This window comes from Symbiopectobacterium sp., assembly GCF_047692315.1.
Taxonomy (GTDB): Bacteria; Pseudomonadota; Gammaproteobacteria; order Enterobacterales; family Enterobacteriaceae; genus Symbiopectobacterium.
This window is the reverse complement of sequence record NZ_JBLLJS010000014.1, coordinates 1-21,408: the sequence shown is the minus strand read 5'-3', so window position 1 is coordinate 21,408 and position 21,408 is coordinate 1. Positions and strand designations below refer to the sequence as shown.

Sequence of the window (21,408 nt, the reverse complement as noted above, 5' to 3'; positions counted from 1 at the left end):
AACTAGTTGGTGCCAGACTAATGATGTCTGTGATAATTATCACTAATTCTTATGTTCTTTCGGAACTTTTACCTGACATTAACGTTTTTAACAAGCGTTGTTGCTCATTGATTCATCGTTTGACATAAGATGTTTCATGTTTTTTTTATGGTGATAATTTCTCATATAACAAAAATTTTCAGATGATGGTTTTGTGTGGTTTTTTTATCGATTTTTTTATAATCTTTCATGTTGTGTTCTATTGTTTAACTTGTGGCGATTTTGTAAATCCCTACCCATTATATTGACGTTAGGGTGATCTGTTGCCATATTGACGGGGTTGGAAGGGGGGACAACGGATTGTCAGACTGATGCCGGGTTCGCACCTATCCGCAGGCCACTCTCACATACTGCCTCATCTCCCTCCTTACTTGAGTGAATTATAGCCTTCGGGCAAAAAAGTACAGACCACAGCCACCACATGACGCGCTGCGTCGATACTGATGAGAACGGCCTCTTGTCGGCGGCGAGTAAAAATATCCTGGTCTGAATTTCATCAATACACAACATCCACAATGGAGTACACGTAATGGAAAAATCCTTGTCGAAATCAAGGGTGCTCAAAATCGGACTCGGCTTGCTGGCCATGTCTGTCGCAGCCGGTCTCCAGGCAAAAACCCTGGTCTATTGCTCCGAAGGTTCTCCTGAAGGTTTCAACCCGCAACTGTTTACTTCCGGCACCACCTTTGATGCCAGCTCAATTCCTATCTATAACCGTCTGGTTGAGTTCAAAAGCGGTACTACCAAAATTGAACCGGGTCTGGCGGAAAAATGGGACATCAGCGAAGATGGCAAAACCTATACCTTCCATCTGCGTAAGGGCGTGAAGTGGCAAGACGGCAAAGAATTCAAGCCGACGCGCGAATTCAATGCGGATGATGATGTGCTGTTCTCTTTCCTGCGTCAGCAAGATCCGAACCATCCGTATCATAAAGTGTCTGGCGGCAGCTACGAATACTATCAAGGCATGGGCATGCCGGAACTGATCAGCAAAATTCGAAAAAGTGGACGATTACACTGTCCGTTTCGTGCTGACCCGTCCGGAAGCGCCGTTCCTGGCCGACCTGGCGATGGACTTTGCGTCGATTATGTCCGCAGAGTACGGTGCCAACATGCTTAAAGCAGACACCCCGGAGAAGATCGACCTGAACCCGATCGGCACCGGCCCATTCCAGTTGCAGCAGTACCAGAAAGATTCCCGTATTCTTTACAAAGCGTTTGATGGCTTCTGGGGCAAGAAGCCGGGCATCGATCGCCTAGTGTTCTCCATCACGCCGGATGCGTCCGTGCGTTATGCCAAGCTGCAAAAAGATGAGTTCCAGATCATGACGTATCCTAACCCGGCCGATCTGTCCCGCATGAAAGAAGACAAAAACATCACGCTGCTGGAAAAACCTGGCTTGAACGTGGGTTACCTCTCTTTCAACCAACGTGCAGAAAAAACCGCTGGATAACGTCAAAGTGCGTCAGGCACTGACCTACGCGGTAAACAAGGGCGCCATCATTGACACGGTGTATCAGGGGGCGGGCCAGGCGGCCAAAAACCTGATCCCACCGACCATGTGGGGCTTTAACGACGATGTGAAGGATGATTACTCCTACGATCCGGAAAAAGCCAAAGCATTGCTGAAAGAAGCGGGTGTGGGTGATGGCTTCACCGTGGATCTGTGGGCGATGCCGGTTCAACGTCCGTACAACCCGAATGCGCATCGTATGGCGGAAATGATCTAGTCTGACTGGGCTAAAGTCGGCGTGAAAGCCAAGATTGTCACCTACGAGTGGGGTGAGTACCTGAAACGCGCCAAAGCGGGTGAACACCAGACTGTCCTGATGGGATGGACTGGCGATAACGGGGATACGGATAACTTCTTCGCGACCTTGTTCAGCTGTGACACGGCAGAAAAAGGCTCTAACTACTCCAAATGGTGCTACAAGCCGTTTGAAGATTTGATTTAGCCTGCGCGCGAAACGTCTGATCACCAGAAACGTATTGATATGTACAAACAGTCACAGGTTGTGATGCACGATCAGGCTCCTGCGTTGATTGTCGCTCACTCCACGGTCTATGAGCCTATCCGTAAGAACGTGAAAGGCTATGTGATCGAGCCACGTGGCGTACACAGCTTCAATAACGTGACCCTGGATTAATTCAGCCTGCCATTTCATGGGCACTCTGGCCCCGCCCCAAACGCACCGACGGTACGTTTGGGGCGGGGCCAGAGTGCCCGTAAAAATCTAGCTGTGAGCATTGATAAGCCTGGCAGCCTATGAGCCGTCAGGCACTTATATACAGAGAGTTCGGGATATGTTTCAGTTCATACTCCGGCGTTTGGGGCTGGTTATCCCAACGTTTATTGGTATTACCCTACTGACGTTTGCCTTTGTGTACATGATCCCCGGTGACCCGGTGATGATTATGGCAGGCGAACGCGGCCTTTCTCCTGAGCGCCATGCGCAGCTGCTGGCTGAGCTGGGGCTTGATAAGCCGTTATGGCAGCAATATGTCAACTATATCAACGGTGTGCTGCACGGCGTCTGGGTATTTCCCTTAAGAGCCGCATCCCGGTGTGGGATGCGTTTGTGCCGCGCTTCAAGGTCACCCTCGAGCTGGGTGTCTGCGCGATGATGTTTGCCGTGATTGTCGGTATCCCGGTGGGGGTGCTGGCGGCGGTTAAACGCGGTTCCATTTTCGATCACACCTCGGTCAGCCTGCCGCTGACCGGCTTTATGCTGATCGATACCCTGTTCTTCGGTGAGCCGGGCGATTTTATCGATGCCGTGATGCACATGATTTTGCCTGCCGTGGTGCTGGGGACGATTCCGCTGTCGGTGATCGTGCGTATGACCCGCTCCGCCATGCTGGAAGTGCTGGGTGAGGATTACATCCGCACCGCACGCGCCTGCAGAGCAGTTCCTCGATACGCTGCTGCTCGGTGAAGCGCTGCGTTGGAACCACTTTCTCGGCATTGCTATCGCTACCCTGGGCATGTTTGTGTTGGCGGAAGGCGGCATGCTGAATCAGACCACTACCGGGTTGACGCTGCTCACGATGCTGCCGACGTTAGGCGGCGCGCGCTCCTGGGCATTCGGCAATATCAGCAACAAAGTCATCATGAGCCGCCACGGTGCGGGTCTGAATGTGATGTCGCTGGTGGTGTGGAGTGCTTTGGTACCGATAGGGCCGTTCTTGCTTTGCTCCTGGCTATTTGATAGCCAGGAAGCGATTGTCACCAGCCTGACAAACATTCACATGAGCACGGTACTGGCGCTGGGCTATCTGGCATTTGTTGCCACCATCATGGGATTTGGTATCTGGAGCAGCCTGCTGGGGCGCTATGAAACCTGGCGCGTCGCACCGTTGACATTGTTGGTGCCGGTGTTCGGCATGCTGAGCGCTGCGCTGTTTCTTGATGAACACATGACCCTGCTTCAGGTGGCGGGAGCGCTGCTGATCATGGTAGGACTGCTGGTCAACGTGTTTGGTGGACGTCTTGCCCTGCTGGCGCGGGCGCATAGCGTATCTTAACGAACCCTCACCACCGCTATTCTTTTGCCGCTTTTCTGCAACCTGAAACCCGCTGGGAAAAAGTAAAATTGCAGTCAAGCGGCAATGTCTGTAGCTCAGCCTTGTAGCAATGTATGAATAGCTTAAAAGGGATTTAATCTATGCATGCGGCTCCGTGTTCTGTTTTCTCTGGTGTCAGTGCTTCCCTGTCAGTTTCTGCCAACGATGAGTGCCATGAATCATGGTTTGATGTGTTGGAGCAACAGTGCGTGGATGATATCTGGTTCGATGTTCGTGAGGGCTTGCAGTCGGACCCCCGCTCGCTGGCAGAAAAAGCGGAATATCTGGTGCCCTTTACTGAAGACTGCCGGCGTGCTGTCAAACAGATGGTCCAGTATCTTGGCGAGGTGAAGCAGAACGAGTTTATTGCCACGGGATTGGCGCGACTGTTGCCCGGCTTGCCGCTGGGTGTTATCGCTGTTGCCCACAGCCTGTATATCTCTATCACCGAAAAAAGGGATATCGATCTGGCATTTCTCAATACGCTGGGGATGCTATCAGCAGACATGCTGAGTGGAGGGAATGTGATTTCTCATCTGGCAGATTTCATAAAGTAAACGCTTCTCGACTATACCGGAATGCCCTACTTTTCCCAGTTTCTGCCTCAGGAGCCAAACGCTTCTTGCCATGCGATTTATCTGGCGCTCGGGCTTCTGGCGATTTCCACCCGGTATTGGATGACGCAAGAACCAGCACCTCAGCGCAGGCTGCTGCGCGTCCCGGTCTTTTTTGCCAATCTGTTAATCCGGATTGATATCTACTGGCAGCCGCTTTCATTCATGGCACAGAATGTCGGTAAAATCCCCCATCTTCCAGTGAAAAGCCTTGCGGTGCGCTCATCTGCGGTGAAAATTGCCAACAGTGAGGCCGTTCTTCCTGTGGTGGCGGGTGCGATTGTCACCACGGCGCTGTCTACTCAACGTTCGGACGTGCGCAGCCGTGTGATCATCGGTGAGGTTGGCGGCGCAGTAAGTACGGTGTTACTGGGAAGCGTAAATCTTATTTATCATGCTTGTCTTAGGCGCGGTGGTGCTTCCACACACGAATCCGAAGCGGCCTTTGTGCAGAACAGGCGCGAGCGGGCCGTTCCTTTTCCCACTCAGACCGTCAAACCTGCCATGAAATAAACCTGAAAACGCTGTCTCCTGCCGGATTACGCGGATTCAAACTGGTCAGCGATATGCACGGCAACACACAACCCGTCACCTACCGTCTCCTGAATGCCTGTCTGTTGGTGTATTTTGAGTCGGTTAACGGCATCAACAGCCTGGTGTTTGATATCCCTAAGTCTAGCGATGACTGCAATGCGTTAAACATCTTCCTGAAGCGTAAAATGCCTGCCCACAACGCTAGGGTTCGTTTCTCAATACGCGTAAATGCCTATTATCCTGAAGTCCACTTTTTTACCTTAACCGACAGGGAAGGTCATACCTCGGTGGCGCTTGGCAGGGTGAATAACGCGTACTTTATGGATATCCATGAGGGTGCAGAAAAAGTTCGGTTAACCGATACGACATTGCCGCTGGATGTGATGCGCTTTATCAACATGGATGTGATTGTCCGCCAACACGAAAGCGGTTGGCGGGTCGATATCAAAAGGTACGGCAGGACAATTTTCTCCCGTGTGCTCCAGCAAAAACCGAGGGTTGCCTCGCTTGGTATTGGCAGCAATACGCCGCTCAAGGAATACCGTCGGACGATTGAAATCCGATCCTTGCAGGTAAAAGCGTTGCCGCCCGTGCACTGAGTTTGGTACTGCGTGCCGGACGCTGCATTTTTCCCCAACCGCTTAGCGCGCAATTCTAACCGCTTAATACGCTATGCCGACGTCGATACAAATTGCTTCTGTGCGCTCGCGCGCATTACCGTATCGTCGCGCCATCACCACACCCCACACAGTCAACGATTCCTGCCTTGTCCAACATGGACGCCAACGGCGTGGTGGATGCTCGATATTGTTCGATAAAGATTAAAAAAACAGACTATTAAGACTTAATTTGCCTGAAGGATGTCTTATGAAAAGCAGTACTATACTCAAACACATTCCCTGGGTGATGCTTGCCGTCATCGGGGCATCTTGCCTTGGCGTGGTTGCACTGCGCCGCGGCGAACACGTGAGCGCACTGTGGATTATCGTCGCTTCCGTGTCCGTCTATCTGGTGGCATATCGCTACTACAGTCTCTATATCGCACAGAAAGTCATGCAGTTGGACCCAACCCGCGCTACGCCGGCGGTGGTTAACAACGATGGCCTGAACTATGTGCCCACCAACCGTAACGTTCTGTTCGGTCACCATTTTGCGGCTATCGCAGGCGCAGGCCCGCTGGTAGGACCGGTGCTGGCTGCGCAGGTCGGCTACCTGCCGGGTACGCTATGGCTGCTGGCAGGGGTGGTGCTGGCCGGCGCCGTGCAGGATTTCATAGTGCTGTTCCTCTCCACTCGCCGTAACGGTGCGTCGCTGGGTGAAATCGTCAAGAAAGAACTGGGTCCGGTTCCGGGCACCATCGCGCTGTTCGGCTGCTTCCTGATCATGATCATCATCCTGGCGGTGTTGGCGTTGATCGTGGTGAAAGCACTGGCAGAAAGCCCGTGGGGCGTGTTCACCGTATGTTCTACGATACCGATCGCGCTGTTTATGGGTATCTACATGCGTTACCTGCGCCCGGGCCGTGTAGCGGAAGTCTCCGTTATCGGTATCGTGCTGCTGGTAATGGCTATCTGGTTTGGCGGCGTGGTGGCTCATGACCCGTACTGGGGCCCGGCGCTGACCTTTAAAGATACCACCATTGCCTTTATGCTGGTGGGTTATGCCTTTGTTTCCGCGCTGCTGCCGGTATGGTTGATTCTGGCACCGCGCGACTACCTGGCCACCTTCCTGAAAATCGGCGTTATCGTTGGTCTGGCTATCGGCATCGTGATCCTAAACCCGGATCTGAAAATGCCGGCGGTGACTCAGTTCGTTGACGGCACCGGTCCGGTATGGGAAGGCACCCTGTTCCCGTTCCTGTTTATCACCATCGCTTGTGGTGCGGTGTCTGGTTTCCATGCGCTGATTGCTTCCGGTACCACGCCGAAACTGCTGGCGAATGAAAACGACGCGCGCTTTATCGGTTACGGCGCGATGCTGATGGAATCCTTTGTTGCGGTCATGGCTCTGGTGGCTGTGTCCATCATTGAACCTGGCCTCTACTTTGCCATGAACACCCCGCCGGCCGCGTTGGGCATCACCATGCCTAACCTGCACCAGTTGGGTACCGCAGATGCGCCGATGATCATGGCGCAGCTGCAAGAAGTCTCTGCGCACGCCGCTGCGACCGTTAGCTCCTGGGGCTTCGTTATCTCTCCTGAGCAGATCATGCAAACGGCGAAAGATATCGGCGAACCTTCCGTGCTGAACCGCGCAGGCGGTGCACCGACTCTGGCCGTGGGTATCGCGCACGTGTTCCACCAGATTATTCCTGGTGCCAACATGGGCTTCTGGTATCACTTTGGTATCCTGTTCGAGGCGCTGTTTATCCTGACGGCTCTGGACGCCGGCACCCGTTCTGGCCGCTTCATGCTGCAAGACCTGTTGGGTAACTTTGTGCCGTTCCTGAAGAAAACCGATTCGCTGGTTGCGGGTATCATCGGTACGGCGGGCTGCGTCGGTCTGTGGGGTTACCTGCTGTATCAAGGCGTGGTCGATCCGCTGGGCGGCGTGAAGAGCCTGTGGCCACTGTTCGGTATCTCTAACCAGATGCTGGCCGCTGTGGCGCTGGTGCTGGGTACCGTTGTGTTGATCAAGATGAAACGCGCTCAGTACATTTGGGTCACCGTGGTGCCTGCTATGTGGCTGCTGATCTGCACCACCTGGGCGCTGGGCCTGAAACTGTTTAGCGACAACCCGCAACTGGAAGGCTTCTTCTACATGGCTAACATGTTTAAACAGAAGATTGCCGAGGGCGGTGCCGATCTGAGTGCACAGCAGATTGCCAACATGAACCACATCGTGATCAACAACTACACCAACGTGAGCCTGAGCATCCTGTTCCTGTTCGTGGTGTACAGCATCATTGCCTACGGTGTGAAAGTGGTGATTGAGTGCACCGGCATGGCCGATCCTGGCCCTATCACCCAAACCTTTTTCTCCAATGAGCTGATTTGCGAACGCTTTATGCTGGATGGCATCATCACGCTGGTGGATGCGGTGCACGCGCAGCAACAGCTCGATCAGTTCACCATCGCCCAATCGCAAATTGGTTACGCCGATCGTATCTTGCTGACCAAAACCGATGTGGCAGGCCAGGATGAAGCGTTGCTACAGCGCTTGCAGCGTATCAACGCGCGCGCGCCGATTTACACCGTGGTCAACGGCGAGATCGATCTCAGCCTGCTGTTCAACGTCGATGGCTTTATGCTCAACGACAAACTGACGGTAAAAGCCCCGCTGTTCCGTTTCGTGGCACCGCAACAGAACAACGTGGAGTCTATCGTGGTGGAGCTGGATCACGCGGTGGATTTCACGGCGGTTTCCGACGTGATGGAAGACTTCTTACTCAAATATGCCGATAACCTGCTGCGTTACAAAGGCATACTTGCCATTAAGGGTGACTCGCCGACTGCTGTTTCAGGGCGTGCAGCGCCTGTACAGCGCGGATTGGGACAGAGAGTGGCTGCCAGAAGAAAAGCGCGGCTGCATCATGGTCTTCATCGGGCTGGAATTACCGGAGCAGGAAATCCGTGACGGTTTTGCCCGTCTGATGTGACAGATCATCAACACTCCGCCTCCCCACTGACCGTGAAGAGGCGGAGATGTTGAATGCTCTAGGCCGTACTGGCCTCCTGCGCGGGTTCGTTATGCAACCGCTGACGCTGGCGTAGCGTCGGGAACCATTTCATCCACAGTGCGACGACCAACAGCGTACCAATGCCGCCAAGCGCCGCTGTGGGCACCGCGCCCAACTACGCCGCAAGCAGACCGGATTCAAACTCGCCCAGTTGATTCGAGGTATTGATAAAAATTGAATTGACCGCACTCACGCGGCCACGCATGTCGTCTGGGGTATCAAGTTGCACCAGCGCGCCGCGAATCACCATGCTCACCATATCAAACGCCCCAAGGGCAAACAGCGCCAGCAGTGATAGCCATAATTGCGTGGACAGGGCAAACACCAGCGTCGCGACACCAAAACCAGCCACGGAAGAGAACATAATCATGCCCACGTTGCGCTCCAGTGCGCGACGGGTTAGCCAAAAGCCCATCAGCAACGCCCCAACGGCGGGCGCGCCGCGCAGCAGCCCCAGCCCCCACGGGCCAGTGTGCAGGATATCTTTGGCAAAGATGGGCAACAGCGCCGTAGCCCCGTCCAGCAATACGGCAAACAGATCTAGAGAAATAACGCCCAACACATCAGGTCGGGCACGGATAAAACGCACTCCGGCAAACAGCGTGGCGAAACTGGCCGGCACGCGTCGCACCGGTTCCTGTACATAGCGCAGTCGGCTGACCATGACCATTGAGATCAGATACAGCAATGCGGTAGCGATATACACGGTGCCTGCGCCAGCCACGTACAGCAGGCCGCCCAGCGCCGGGCCGACCATCATGGCGGCTTGTCCGGCAGCAGAGTTTGCCGCCATGGCGCGCGCCAGCATGTTGGGTGGCACCAGTGCAGGCAGCATGGAAAGCAATGCCGGGGCTTCCATGGTTTTGGCGATGGCGATGAGCAGCACCAGCCCAAGAATGGTTAACTCATCCGGCTGTTGCGTAAAGGCCAGTACCGCCAGCAGGGCGATGGCGAGCCACTCCACGAGCTGGCCGATTAAAACGATACGTCGGCGGTCAAACTGATCGGCAATATGCCCGGCGGGCAGTGCCAGCAGCACGGAAGGTAAAAACTGCGCCAGACCAATCAGGCCCAGATCAAACGCGCGGTCGGTAGCGGAGTAGATTTGCCAGCTCACCACGATGTTGAGCATCTGAAAACCAAAGCTGGACGCGGTGCGGGCCAACCAAAATGCAACGAAAGAACGCTGACGCAGCAGAGAGTCTGCGCCCGGTGAGGCAAACAAAGCCATGGTGAATCCTGGTGTTAATCCAATACGACTATTCCCCGTTGGCGGGGTTTAGGGGGGAGAGACGTTATTTTTCTTACCATCCATGGCAGGGCGTAAGCAAGATATTTTCGTGCCGGGCGAGCGCATTGCGCACGGTATGCGCTCGCCTGCCGTTTAGCGTGAATTTGCCAGTGCGGTGGTACGTTTCACTGCCGCCAGCACGCTGCGTTGCAGTCCAGAGGCAAAATCGCTGTTGTTCAATTCATACAAACCGTGCATGCCGACGCCAGCGGGTGAGTTATTGATATCCAGCAGCTGGCGTGGGTGTTTGCCGCTTAAACGTAGCATTTCCACTGCGCCGAGCAGATTTTCCTGCACCACTTTGGTCGCCAGTGGGCGCGGTAATCCTGCCAGCACACCGGCATCGGTCAACGATTCGATAAAGCAGTAAATATAGTTCGGCCCCGCCACGCCAAAGCCGGTGAATACGTCGATCAAACGTTCTTCCAGATACAGCACTTTTCCGAACGCGGTGAAGAACGCATCAAGCTTTTCAGCCTGCGCATGTTGATTCAGCGTCACGCCGCTATAGCCGTAGCCGGTGTCAGTCAGGGTATTCGGAATAACACGGGCGATGGCGCGCGTTTCACCCAACAGTGCCGTAAGCTGCGCCAGCGTAACACCGGCCACAATGGAGATAACCGTGCTGTGCGCTGAAGCAAGCTGGTTAATACGCTGCGCCACGGCCGGAATATCATCCTGCGGGCGAACGGCAATCACCACCAGATCCGCTTCTGCCAACGCTGTATCCGGTGTTTGAGCAGGCAAAGAATAGGTGTGAGTCAGGGTGGCGACACGCTCGGCATCGATATCTTCAATGCTGAACTGCGCGTCGGTCAGCGCTGGGTTGACGTGTGCGGCGCGGATAATGGCTTCAGCCATTTGACCTGCACCAATAAAATGAATGTGTGCCATAGCATTTCTCTCGTACGAATGAAAATCAGGCCGGTTTGGTGTCTTGAGACAGGCGCACGGACTTCAACGTGCTGGCGCGTACCGCCTGATAAATGGCAGCGCGGAAACCTTTGTCTTCCAACACTGCCACACCTTCAATGGTGGTGCCGCCGGGGGAGCAGACGTTGTCTTTCAGCGCACCGGGATGCTGCCCGCTTTCCAGCACCAACTTAGCGGAGCCCAACACGGTTTGTGCGGCAAACTGATAGGCCTGTTTGCGCGTTAAACCGCCAGCAACCGCGGCGTCGGCCATGGCCTCAATCAGGATAAACACAAAGGCGGGTGCCGAACCGCCAACGCCCGTTACGGCGTGGATCAGGTATTCTGGCACCTGCTCGTAGCGGCCAATGCTGCCGATCAGCGTGTTGACCTGTTCCAGTTCTTCGGCAGTCACCTGTGCGTTGGGTGTCACGGAGCAGATGGCTTAACGCACCAGCGCGGGTGTGTCCGGCATGACGCGCACCACTTTGTGCTCCGCGCCCACGACAGCGCTGATAGCATAAAGCGAGATACCGGCGGCAATCGAGACCAGAATCTGGTTGGGGTTGAGCAACGCGGCAATGTCGTGCAGCGCGGTATCAATCATATCCGGCTTCACTGCCAGAAAGATAATATCTGCCTGAAGGGCCAACACGGCATTACTGGTTGCAGCGATAATGCCGTGTTGGTTGGCAAGCCCGGCGGTAATATCAGGAATGATATCGTAAGCAATAATCTGCTGCGGCGAGATTACCTGGCTGGAAATTAACCCTAACAGGATGGCGCGTCCCATATTACCGCAGCCGATAAAACTAATTTTTTTATTCATGATGCTGTCTTTTTATTCGACTTATTTATTTGAAAGTAATAATGCAATAAGCGCAGATCAAACGTGAGTAAATATTAAACAAACCGATATTCACCGCCGCCCAGGATCACTGATTGACCTTTGACAGCCTCATTATCCGTGGTGATATGCAATGCGGTGAGGCGGTTCTCTTCACCCGATTGAAAAATAAATTGTTGTTCACCGATATACAGGGTCGTAGGCGTTTGTTCACTGGCCGAGAATTGGAATAACGTTTGCCAGTGCTTCGCCACTTGCTCTGGATGCTGCACCGTGAAGACGGCCGCCTGAAGACGAGCCTGACCCACTGGGTGCGGTCTGTCTATGTTGTGGGTACGCAGGAAATCGAGACGGGCAGCGTCATTGGTTTTCCATTGCAGGACAAAGGGATAAGGCACGCCATGGAAATCACCGCTGATGGTGAAGATGCGCCACTCGATCAAATTACCCTGTTTGTCGTGGCGTTTGCCATCCACGATGGGCGACAGCGTTAACCCCTGCTCCCGCAGCGCCTGATGGGTGGCATCAATATCATCGCTGCGCAATGCCACGCGGTAGAGCACCTGCTGTTCTGGCAGTAGGCGTGTATCCTGAGACAGCAGAAAGTCTTGCTCTTGTTCCAGCTCCTGCGCATCACGAATGCTCAGGAATTCGAGATAAGTCAGGCCAAAATAACTTAGCGCATTGTGGGTGCCCCAACCAGGGTGTGCGCCACCGGGAAAAGCAACCAGCTGATTATCGGTAAAAGCGGTAATCGCGTCATCCAGATGGTTGACATAATGTACGGCGTGATCCCAGCGTAATGTAGCCATTATTTCCCTCACTAAATAAAAATATTATTCGAACATTAGAAAGAGATTAACAACAGTTAGGTAGTGATTTTTTATCTTTGCTTTTCTGAAAAATGAATATAGCGATGCAAAAAATTATATATGCCAATTTCCTATTTCGATATGACGAAACATCATTTACATAACAATTATTACTGACTTTATGCCCTGTGCTATTCTCCTATTAATTCGAGTGACGATTCATGAATATTACCCGCAGACGTTTATTGCTTTCGACCGCCGCCGTGACGGCCACCTTGCCCTTTACGTCTTATTTATCTGCCGCGCAGGGAACGGGCGCGACGGCAGCTGGCACCCCGGTGAAAGGGGGCACGCTTAGCGTACATTTGGCTTCTGAGCAACGTATTCTCAACTCGGCGCTGCGCGCATCGACGGGGGTATACATCGTCACCAGCAAGATTATTGAATCCCTGGTGGAGCTGGATGCACTGGGCAACGTGGTACCGCAACTGGCGACAGGGTGGCAAACCTCGCCGGACGGCAAACGCATCACCTTTACGCTGCGTCAGGGCGTCAAATGGCACGATGGCAAGCCGTTCACCGCAAGCGACGTGCAGTACAATGCGCTGGAATTGTGGAAAAAACACCTGAACTACGGCACCGCCGTTCAACAGTATCTGGAAACTGTAGAAACGCCGGATGACCACACCGTGGTGTTCAACTATTCACGCCCGATGCCGATTGGTTTGCTGCTGCGCGCCTTGGCGGATCTCGGCTATGTGGTGCCACGCCACGTGTACGAAAACACCAACGTGCTGGAGAACCCGGCCAACACCGCACCTATCGGTACCGGGCCATTCAAATTTGTGCAGTACGAACGCGGACAATACATCGTCGCCACGCGCAACCCGGACTACTGGCGCGAAGGTCAGCCTTACATCGAACGTATTGTATGGCGCATCATCACTGACAAATCCGCTGCGACCGCCGCGCTGGAAACCGGGCAGGTACAACTGAGTGCCTACTCGCAGCTCTCGCTGGCCGACCTGGATCGCCTGCAACGCCACCCGGATTTCGAGGTCACGCCGCGCGGCTCGGAAGGCAACATCTTCAACAACACGGTGGAGTTTAACTTCCGGCGTAAAAAAATTGCCGATATTCGCGTGCGTCGCGCGATTGCTCACGCTATTGATGTGCCGTTCTTTATTGAAAACTTCCTGTATGGGCAGGGTAAGCCCGCCACCGGCATTATTCCGTCTACTGCCACCAACTTCTATCCGGCGAACAGCAAGCAACCCTATCCGTTCGATCGCAAGAAGGCAGAAGCCTTGCTGGATGAAGCAGGCTACCGCCGCCAGGTCAACGGCACGCGCTTTACACTGAAGCTGGTGCAGATTGTTAACGGTGAAGATGTGCCGCTGTTTGCCACCTTTATTCAGCAATCACTGGCGGAAGTGGGCATCAAAGTGGAGATTGCCAACTACGACTACGCGGGCGCATTGACGGCGGTCTACAAAGAACACAACTTTGATATCGCCACTGGCTGGCACCAGTATCGCGGCGATCTGGCGGTTTCCACCACGGTATGGCTGCGTCCCGGCAGCCCGGCGGTCGCACCCTGGACCAACCAATATGGCTGGCAGTCTGATGCTATCGACAAGCTGATTGATGATGCCGCGTCAGAAGTTGATCCGCAGAAGCGCCGTGAGCTGTATGCCACGCTGGTCGCGCAGGTGAACGAGCAATTCCCGGTGTGGTTTGCTACCGAGCGTCAGTTCCTCACCGTCATCAATAAAAAGGTGAAGAATGCGTTGAACACGGCGCGCTGGCCTTCCAGCAGTTGGCATGACACCTGGTTAGAGGGTTAATCACCGATGAGGCTGTTACTGCTGAGCGGTCGCCGTCTGGCAACAGCGCTACCCGCGCTGCTGTTGATTCTGGCCGGGTTGTTTCTGCTGCTGCAACTGGCACCGGGCGATACCGTTGATGCGCTGGTGGCACAGGTCGGCGGTGCCGACCCCACCATGATTGAGGAACTGCGCCGTTACTATGCGCTCGATCAGTCTACGTCTGTACGGTTGTGGGACTATCTGTGGCGGCTGGCGCACCTCGATCTCGGGCAGTCAGCCATTTACGGTAAGCCGGTAGCCAGTGTGATTGCTGAGCGTTTGCCCGTTACGCTGCTGCTGATGGGCACTTCGCTCGCCTTTGCCATCCCGGTCGGAATGGTGCTGGGTATTGTGTCTGCACGGCGGGTTAACCGCTGGCAGGATACGGTGATTTCGCTGTTGGGCCTGCTCTGCTACGCCACGCCCTCATTCTGGTTCGGATTGATGGGCATCTTCCTGTTCTCTATCTATCTCGATTGGCTCCCTTCCGGCGGTTTTGAAACCATCGCCAGCGGGCTGACGGGCTGGGCCAGAGTGTTGGATATCGCCCACCATCTGGTGCTGCCGACGTTAACGCTGGCACTGATTTTTCTGGCGATTTATCTGCGCATTATGCGGGCATCGATGCTTGAAGTTTCGACGCTGGATTTTGTGCGTACCGCCCGCGCCAAGGGCGTGCCGGAGACGCGCATCGTGGTGCGCCACGTGCTGCGTAATGCGCTGCTGCCGCTGGTGACGCTGATTGGGCTGCAAACTGGCACCATGCTGGGTGGTTCGGTGGTGGTGGAGAGCGTATTTGCGCTGCCGGGGTTGGGCCGATTGGCCTATGAGTCGGTGATGCAGCGCGATCTGAATACCCTGCTCGGCATTGTGTTTGTCTCTGCGCTGTTAGTGATAGCAATCAATTTTCTGGTGGACCTGCTGTATGCCCGGTTGGACCCCTGTATTGCAGGTGAAGGCTGATGGTGAACTTTTTTAAACTCTATGCGCGCAGCCCGAGCGCGCTGTTGGGCTTGATCTTGTTGGTGCTGGTGATCGGCATGGCGCTCCCTGCGGGCTGGTTCTTCCCGTCCGATCCGCTGCGCTTGGCCGGGCGTCCGTTACAGTGGCCACTGCACAACGCACGCTTCCTGTTAGGCACAGACCATATTGGGCGCGATATTGCTGCGCAGATCTTTCACGGCGCGCGCGTGTCACTCACCATTGGCGTGGTTGCCACGGCGATCGCCATTGCCATCGGCATTGTGGTAGGCGCGTTGGCCGGTTTTTACGGTGGCGTGGTAGACGACATGCTGATGCTCCTGGGCGTTACGCGACCTGTCGCTGGACTTGCGCTATAACGAAATTCTGTGCGTGGTTGGCGAGAGCGGATCGGGCAAATCCATGACCGCCAGTGCCATTATGGGACTGCTGCCGGAGCGGGTACAACCGACGCAGGGCAGCATAACCTTTGAAGGGCGTGACCTGCTGCAACTGACGCAAGAGGAACTCCGACAGTGGCGCGGTGCGCGCATCGGCATGATTTTCCAGGATCCGATGACGGCGCTTAATCCGCTGCACCGGGTTGGTGACCAAATCGCCGAAATGTTTCTTATCCATCGGCCTAAACTGACCAAGCAGGAAGTGGACGCGCGCGTCCTGCGCTTGCTGGAAGATGTGCATATTCCCGATCCTCCCACCATGGTGCGCGCCTATCCGCACCAGCTTTCTGGCGGCCAGCACCAGCGCGTGATGATCGCTATGGCGCTGGCGCTTGAGCCGCTGATGCTGATCGCGGATGAACCGACGACCGCGCTGGATGTGACCACACAGGCACAGATTCTGCGTTTGATTCGCGAGTTACAGCAGCGGCGCGGCACTTCGGTGCTGTTTATTACCCATTATTTTGGCGTGGTGGCTGATATTGCCGACCGAGTAGCGGTGATGCGCCACGGTGAACTGGTGGAGCAATGCCCGGCGGCGCAAGTGTTGTATGCACCGCGCCATGAATATACCCGTTCGCTGATTGCCGCTGTGCCATCGCTGCATCCGGCGCTGCCGCGCCCGACGCAGGAACAGCCCGCACTGCTCACCTTAAAAAACATCAATAAAACCTTCCGCGAGCCGGGGCTGTTTCGTCGTCGCCAGCGGCAGGTGGCTGCGGTGCAGGATGTCTGCCTGACGCTGCCGCAGGGCAGTACGCTGGGCATTGTTGGTGAAAGTGGTTCCGGCAAATCGACGCTGGCGCGCTGCATCGTGCGGTTGTATCAGCCGGATTCCGGCGAAATTCGCTTTGACGGGCACGATCTTGCCCAACTGAAATCTCGCGCGCTGCGTGAACAGAGCCGGGATATTCAGATGGTGTTTCAGGACCCGTTTGCCTCGTTGAACCCGCGTCAAACGGTGGGCGAAATCGTGGCCAAAGGGCTGCTGATTCGCGGCGTACCGCGCGCGCAGGCGCTGGAGAAGGTCAAAGAATTGTTTGCGCTGGTGGGGTTGGATGCCGCCGCGATACACCGGTATCCCCCATGAATTCTCCGGCGGTCAGCGTATTGGTTTGGCGCGCGCACTGGCGGTGGAACCGAAGATTCTGGTGGCCGATGAGCCGGTATCGGCGTTAGACGTCTCTGTGCAAGCGCAGGTGCTGGCGCTGTTGGCGGATTTGCGGCAACGCTTGGGCTTGTCGCTGATTTTTATCACCCACGATCTGCGCGTGGCGGAACAAGTGTGCGATCGCATTATCGTGATGAAATCCGGCAAGATTGTGGAGCAAGGGCCAACCTATCAGGTTTATCAGCAGCCGCAGCATGCCTATACCCGGCAACTGCTGGAGGCCATTCCAGGGAGTGAGTGGCAGGTGTCGGCGGCTTGAATCCGCCCACCTCCATCACAGAAACCTGAATAAAAACGGCTTGCTACTGCCCGAATGCGCGGGGTAGATACCCCGTGTAACTTTCTGGCGGCATCGTACGCGCCATGCGTCTTTTTTTGTGTCGTAGCCTTGGCGCACCCATTTTTACGGTATCTATCCGTACTGAATCAATGGTGGCTCAGGCGGGGCAGCCCTTGGGCTGGCCGGTGTCCAGTGAGGCCGGTAGTGAGATCTCCGTCTGGGCTACCACCCATGAGAATCTCACCCCAGGGGGTAGCAGTTTTACTACTCACTGGAGGTTGACGCCATGTCATCTACCCCTACCCAAACTCATACTGAATATCTTACAGCTCCCTTTCAAACCCGCATCTGGCAAGGCGTTGTGCGTTGTTTTGCTGGCTATTTGTCGGTGGGAGGGGCGTGTGATGTTTGATAACCCCCCACTGGAACTGGAGGAAATTATTGACCAATGCCGGGCGCTGGCGTCTACATTGGTTGAAATGAAACAGCCTGAAACCAAAGAGATTCTGACCTTTATTTTGCAGGAACGACTAGAGATATTGCACTGCGCCTTTCACCAGCCGGTTGCGGAGGAATAATAGGGTCGATGCCACGGTCATCCGTGGTCTTTGAGAGTACCTCTGAGGCTATCTAGCTGTCTCAGCGGAGACGTGCCACGTGGGTGGAAGAAGAATAGGCGAGCATGAATGCACGAGACATTGCGCGCTACTCGCCTATGAGCGTTACGCCGTCCGAATCAAATAATCAAACGCACTCAGCGAAGCTTTTGCGCCTTCACCGGTAGCGATGATGATCTGTTTGTAAGGCACGGTGGTGCAGTCACCGGCGGCAAACACGCCTTTCACGGTGGTTTCGCATTTGGCGTCGATGATGATTTCGCCCATGCGGTTGCGCTCCACGCTGCCTTCCAGCCATTGGGTGTTCGGCAGCAAACCGATCTGCACGAAGATCCCTTCCAGCGCCAACGAATGTTGCGTATCGTCCACACGGTTGAGGTAGCTCAGGCCAGTCACTTTCTGTCCGTCGCCTTTCACTTACGTGGTTTGCGCGTTAAGGATGATATCTACGTTCGGCAGGCTGAGCACTTTTGCCTGCAACACGGAGTCTGCTTTCAGCTCGGGAGCAAATTCCAGCAGGGTAACGTGCTTCACCACACCCGCCAGATCGATAGCGGCTTCCATGCCGGAGTTGCCACCGCCAATGACGGCAACATGCTTGCCTTTGAACAGCGGGCCATCGCAGTGTGGGCAATACGTCACACCACGCGTGCGGTACTGATCTTCGCCGGGCACGTTCATGTTGCGCCAGCGTGCGCCGGTGGCAAGAATGATGCTGCGCTCTTTCAGCGTCGCGCCGGAGGCGGTTTCAATCTGGTGCAGTTCACCGGGCACTTTGGCCGGAATCAACTTACTGGCACTTTGCAGGTCAATCACATCCACATCGTAGTCATCAACGTGGCTTTTCAGTGCGGTAGCCAGTTTGGCGCCTTTGGTTTTCGGCACCGAGATGTAGTTTTCGATATCTACGGTATCCAGCACCTGACCGCCAAAACGCTCGCCCATCAGGCCAGTACGGATGCCTTTACGCGCAGCATATACCGCTGCCGCTGCGCCTGCCGGGCCGCTGCCAATGATTAGCACATCGTAAGAGGCACGGGCGTTGAGCTTGGTCGCTTGTTTGTCACTTGCGCCTGTGTCGAGCTTCGCTACGATTTCACCTAGGCTCATGCGACCCTGGCTGAAGTGTTCCCCGTTCAGGAAAACGGTAGGCGCCCCCATCACGTTGCGGTCCTGCACTTCCTGTTGGAAGACGCCGCCGTCAATCGCGGTGTGGGTAATGTTTGGATTCAGGATCGCCATCAGGTTCAGTGCCTGAACTACGTCCGGGCAGTTATGGCACGACAGCGAATAGAAGGTTTCGAAATGGTAGCTACCGTCAATGTCGCGTACCTGCTCCAGCAGTTCCTGCGTCTCTTTCGACGGATGGCCGCCGGTTTGCAGCAGTGCCAGCACCAGCGAGGTAAATTCGTGGCCCATTGGTGAACCGGCAAAACGCGGACCGCTGTGGGAGCCGGGATTGGTGATCAGGAATGAGGGCTTGCGCTCTGCTCTTGCGTTATCTTCTCTGAAGGTCACCTGCGCCGATAAGCTGGCGATATCCGTCAGCAAAGCGCGGATTTCAGCAGATTTTGCCGAGTCGTCCAGTGTGGTGATTAACTCGACAGGTTTGGTTAATTTTTCCAGATAGGCGGCTAACTGGCTTTTCAGATTGTTGTCGAGCATGGGTCATCCTTACGTGGTGCGATAAAGCGGGGAAAATAAGATTGCTGACAAACCCTTTTCGGCGTGCCCGTGTTTCCCGGCGAATCACGACGAGGGGCACTCCGGCGGCTTACGCCGCTACGACTCCATCGCCGCACTTCACCTAACAGCGGGCGTTGTCAGCAGTCTGAAATCGGGTACAACGCACCCGATTGCGGCAAAGCAAAAATCAGATCTTGCCAACCAGATCCAGAGACGGTGCCAGCGTAGCTTCGCCTTCCTGCCATTTGGCCGGGCACACTTCGCCGGGGTGGGAAGCAACGTACTGTGCCGCTTTCACTTTGCGCAGCAGGTCAGAGGCGTCACGGCCAATGCCTTCCGCAGTGATTTCTACTGCCTGGATGATGCCTTGCGGGTCAACAATAAAGGTGCCGCGGTCGGCCAGGCCTTGATCTTCACGCATGTTTTCAAAGTTACGCGTCAGCTGGCCTGTCGGGTCACCGATCATGGTGTATTGGATTTTAGCGATGGTATCAGAGCTGCTGTGCCAGGTTTTGTGCGTGAAATGGGTGTCGGTGGACACGGAGTAGATTTCTACGCCTTTCTACGCCCAGTTTCTTAAATTCTGCATAGTGGTCAGCCACGTCGCCCAGTTCGGTCGGGCAAACGAAGGTGAAGTCAGCCGGATAGAAGAACACGCTCCATTTGCCTTCGATATCCCTTTCGGTTACTTCGACAAATTTGCCGTCTTTGAATGCTTGGTTTTTAACAATTAAGGTTTTTGCCAGTTTCCCGCCAGAATAAGTGCTAACCATGCCTTGGTAAGGCGGATGCATGGCAAAACAAGCAGCATTTATCGCTTAAATAATAGCCAAAATGCCGATTTACAGTAAAAATCGATGGTTTGATTGAATTTTAAGCAGGTTTTAAGGGGGTATGAACGGGCAAATCGCGCTACCGACCTTGCGTCGGCTAACATGAAACATAAGTGGCACTAGCGATCAATAAAGCCTTATCGATCGTTAAAACAGATCAATTACAGTGGTTTAATCATCCTCTCCCTACTTAGCAAGTAACATATGTTTTCTTGATTTAAGTAGGGGAAATAAGAGGATGTTACAGGAGATACGCTGCTGCGGTTGCCACCGATTGCTGGCAAAAGCAGAAGCGATTTACATACAGATAAAATGCCCGCGCTGCAAAGCATTTAATGAAATGAGGATGAGCAATCCCTCAACCAGAGTCTCCGAACGCCAGTCGGAGACCGGAAATGAAGCGCGCACATACTTCACGCATTCTCACACCACCCCAGCCCATTTTCGATAATGACCAGATTGTTGGATACGGCTCACACGAATTGCGGGTAGAAACCATCGCCTGCTGGCTGGCCCGCGTCATTGTAACAAGTCGGCATTATAGCCGGCGGTTTGTTAATAATTCCTGGCTACATCTTGGGGTATTCTCCGGTAGGGCTTTGGTTGGCGTGATGCAGTGGGGATACGCCCTGAATCCTAACAGTGGCGCAAAAGTGGTCTCTGGCACGGGGAATCGTGAGTATATGGAGCTTAACCGCTTATGGCTGCATGATGACATGCCTAAAAATTCAGAGTCACGAGCGATCAGCTATGCCCTGAAAACTATCAGGTTACTTTATCCTCAGGTGCAATGGGTGCAATCCTTTGCAGATGAGCGCTGTGGGCGTTGTGGCGTGGTGTATCAGGCGAGTAATTTTGAATATATCGGCAGCCATTACTCGCGATTCTATGAGCTTGATGGTGAGTGGTATCACGAAATAGCCCGCAACGCGATCACGCGGGGCGGCAAGCGAGAAGAATACCTGAGGGCCAATATAGAGCGTGCAACTGTTCATCGCTTCCAGCAGTTCCGATATATCCGCTTTTTGGACAAACGCGCGAAGAGGCGCCTCAACACAAAATTATTTAAAGTGCAACCTTATCCTAAGCCGGAAACGTTAAAACCAAGTTCATGATGTTTTAGGGACAATAAAAGCGTTACATCAGTACAGCAATTGGTATCAAATAATTTTCATTTGTGTGATTTTTGAGCGTATTAAATATTTTGCCTTTCGGTATCAAATGATTTGCCGCGCTATA

At 54.4% G+C, this 21,408-nt stretch carries 13 protein-coding genes and 10 pseudogenes; 17 read left to right on the top strand and 6 right to left on the bottom strand.

Annotated elements, in window-relative coordinates; genetic code table 11:
* Positions 1-568 precede the first annotated feature (568 nt).
* The 8 genes and pseudogenes from dppA to yjiA all read left to right on the top strand — a co-directional run.
* Positions 569-2,187: pseudogene (gene dppA / locus ACMZI0_RS07675) on the top strand (dipeptide ABC transporter periplasmic-binding protein DppA).
* 157 nt (positions 2,188-2,344) lie between these two features.
* Positions 2,345-2,940, top strand: a pseudogene (locus ACMZI0_RS07670) (ABC transporter permease subunit); the annotation flags it as partial.
* A 13-nt stretch (positions 2,941-2,953) separates the two neighbouring features.
* A pseudogene (locus tag ACMZI0_RS07665) lies at positions 2,954-3,565 on the top strand (EamA family transporter); the annotation flags it as partial.
* Positions 3,566-3,705: 140 nt separating this feature from the next.
* The gene (locus ACMZI0_RS07660; RefSeq protein ID WP_415672512.1) at positions 3,706-4,161 is read left to right on the top strand and encodes a hypothetical protein; all 456 of its coding nucleotides are present in this window, start codon (positions 3,706-3,708) and stop codon (positions 4,159-4,161) included.
* Positions 4,162-4,182: 21 nt separating this feature from the next.
* Positions 4,183-4,731 carry a hypothetical protein gene (locus ACMZI0_RS07655; protein ID WP_415672511.1) on the top strand — a complete coding sequence of 183 codons (549 nt, stop codon included), beginning with the start codon at positions 4,183-4,185 and terminating at the stop codon, positions 4,729-4,731.
* 53 nt (positions 4,732-4,784) lie between these two features.
* Positions 4,785-5,351 carry a hypothetical protein gene (locus ACMZI0_RS07650; protein WP_415672510.1) on the top strand — a complete coding sequence of 189 codons (567 nt, stop codon included), beginning with the start codon at positions 4,785-4,787 and terminating at the stop codon, positions 5,349-5,351.
* Positions 5,352-5,619: 268 nt separating this feature from the next.
* Positions 5,620-7,677: pseudogene (locus ACMZI0_RS07645) on the top strand (carbon starvation CstA family protein); the annotation flags it as partial.
* Positions 7,672-8,350, top strand: a pseudogene (gene yjiA, locus ACMZI0_RS07640) (GTPase); the annotation flags it as partial. The pseudogenes ACMZI0_RS07645 and yjiA, both read left to right, overlap by 6 nt.
* A 58-nt stretch (positions 8,351-8,408) precedes the next feature.
* Here yjiA and ACMZI0_RS07635 read toward each other — a convergent pair.
* From ACMZI0_RS07635 to ACMZI0_RS07620, 4 genes and pseudogenes are all read right to left on the bottom strand, one after another.
* Positions 8,409-9,662: pseudogene (locus tag ACMZI0_RS07635) on the bottom strand (MFS transporter).
* Positions 9,663-9,815: 153 nt separating this feature from the next.
* Positions 9,816-10,616 carry a pyrroline-5-carboxylate reductase family protein gene (locus ACMZI0_RS07630; protein ID WP_415672509.1) on the bottom strand — a complete coding sequence of 267 codons (801 nt, stop codon included), beginning with the start codon at positions 10,614-10,616 and terminating at the stop codon, positions 9,816-9,818.
* Positions 10,617-10,641: 25 nt separating this feature from the next.
* Positions 10,642-11,463: pseudogene (gene proC, locus ACMZI0_RS07625) on the bottom strand (pyrroline-5-carboxylate reductase).
* Between the two features lie 74 nt (positions 11,464-11,537).
* Entirely contained in the window at positions 11,538-12,293 is a 756-nt protein-coding gene (locus ACMZI0_RS07620; protein WP_415672508.1) for a VOC family protein, read from the bottom strand.
* 221 nt (positions 12,294-12,514) lie between these two features.
* On the opposite strand from ACMZI0_RS07620, the gene ACMZI0_RS07615 reads away from it, so the two are divergent.
* The 7 genes and pseudogenes from ACMZI0_RS07615 (at position 12,515) to ACMZI0_RS07585 (ending at position 17,611) form a co-directional block, all read left to right on the top strand.
* On the top strand, positions 12,515-14,140 hold the full coding sequence (locus tag ACMZI0_RS07615; RefSeq protein WP_415672507.1) for an ABC transporter substrate-binding protein: 1,626 nt from the start codon (positions 12,515-12,517) through the stop codon (positions 14,138-14,140).
* 6 nt (positions 14,141-14,146) lie between these two features.
* Positions 14,147-15,124 (top strand): ABC transporter permease, encoded by a 978-nt coding sequence (locus ACMZI0_RS07610; protein WP_415672506.1) that lies wholly within the window; start codon positions 14,147-14,149, stop codon positions 15,122-15,124.
* Positions 15,124-15,501 carry a hypothetical protein gene (locus tag ACMZI0_RS07605; RefSeq protein WP_415672505.1) on the top strand — a complete coding sequence of 126 codons (378 nt, stop codon included), beginning with the start codon at positions 15,124-15,126 and terminating at the stop codon, positions 15,499-15,501. The genes ACMZI0_RS07610 and ACMZI0_RS07605 overlap by 1 nt, the downstream gene beginning before the upstream one ends.
* Positions 15,491-16,672 (top strand): ATP-binding cassette domain-containing protein, encoded by a 1,182-nt coding sequence (locus ACMZI0_RS07600; RefSeq protein WP_415672504.1) that lies wholly within the window; start codon positions 15,491-15,493, stop codon positions 16,670-16,672. Before ACMZI0_RS07605 ends, ACMZI0_RS07600 begins: the two co-directional genes overlap by 11 nt.
* Complete coding sequence (locus tag ACMZI0_RS07595; protein ID WP_415672503.1) at positions 16,641-17,012, top strand: hypothetical protein; 372 nt, start codon at positions 16,641-16,643, stop codon at positions 17,010-17,012. The genes ACMZI0_RS07600 and ACMZI0_RS07595 overlap by 32 nt, the downstream gene beginning before the upstream one ends.
* Before the next feature lie 104 nt (positions 17,013-17,116).
* Positions 17,117-17,287 (top strand): annotated as a pseudogene (locus tag ACMZI0_RS07590) (ash family protein); the annotation flags it as partial.
* A 150-nt stretch (positions 17,288-17,437) separates the two neighbouring features.
* Positions 17,438-17,611, top strand: a complete 174-nt coding sequence (locus ACMZI0_RS07585; protein WP_415672567.1) for a hypothetical protein — start codon at positions 17,438-17,440, stop codon at positions 17,609-17,611.
* A gap of 144 nt (positions 17,612-17,755) precedes the next feature.
* Here ACMZI0_RS07585 and ahpF read toward each other — a convergent pair.
* Positions 17,756-19,315 (bottom strand): annotated as a pseudogene (gene ahpF / locus ACMZI0_RS07580) (alkyl hydroperoxide reductase subunit F).
* 208 nt (positions 19,316-19,523) lie between these two features.
* Positions 19,524-20,109 (bottom strand): annotated as a pseudogene (ahpC, locus tag ACMZI0_RS07575) (alkyl hydroperoxide reductase subunit C).
* Between the two features lie 298 nt (positions 20,110-20,407).
* On the opposite strand from ahpC, the gene ACMZI0_RS07570 reads away from it, so the two are divergent.
* Complete coding sequence (locus ACMZI0_RS07570) at positions 20,408-20,620, top strand: Com family DNA-binding transcriptional regulator (RefSeq protein ID WP_415672502.1); 213 nt, start codon at positions 20,408-20,410, stop codon at positions 20,618-20,620.
* Positions 20,565-21,284 carry a protein mom gene (locus tag ACMZI0_RS07565; RefSeq protein ID WP_415672501.1) on the top strand — a complete coding sequence of 240 codons (720 nt, stop codon included), beginning with the start codon at positions 20,565-20,567 and terminating at the stop codon, positions 21,282-21,284. Before ACMZI0_RS07570 ends, ACMZI0_RS07565 begins: the two co-directional genes overlap by 56 nt.
* Positions 21,285-21,408 lie beyond the last annotated feature (124 nt).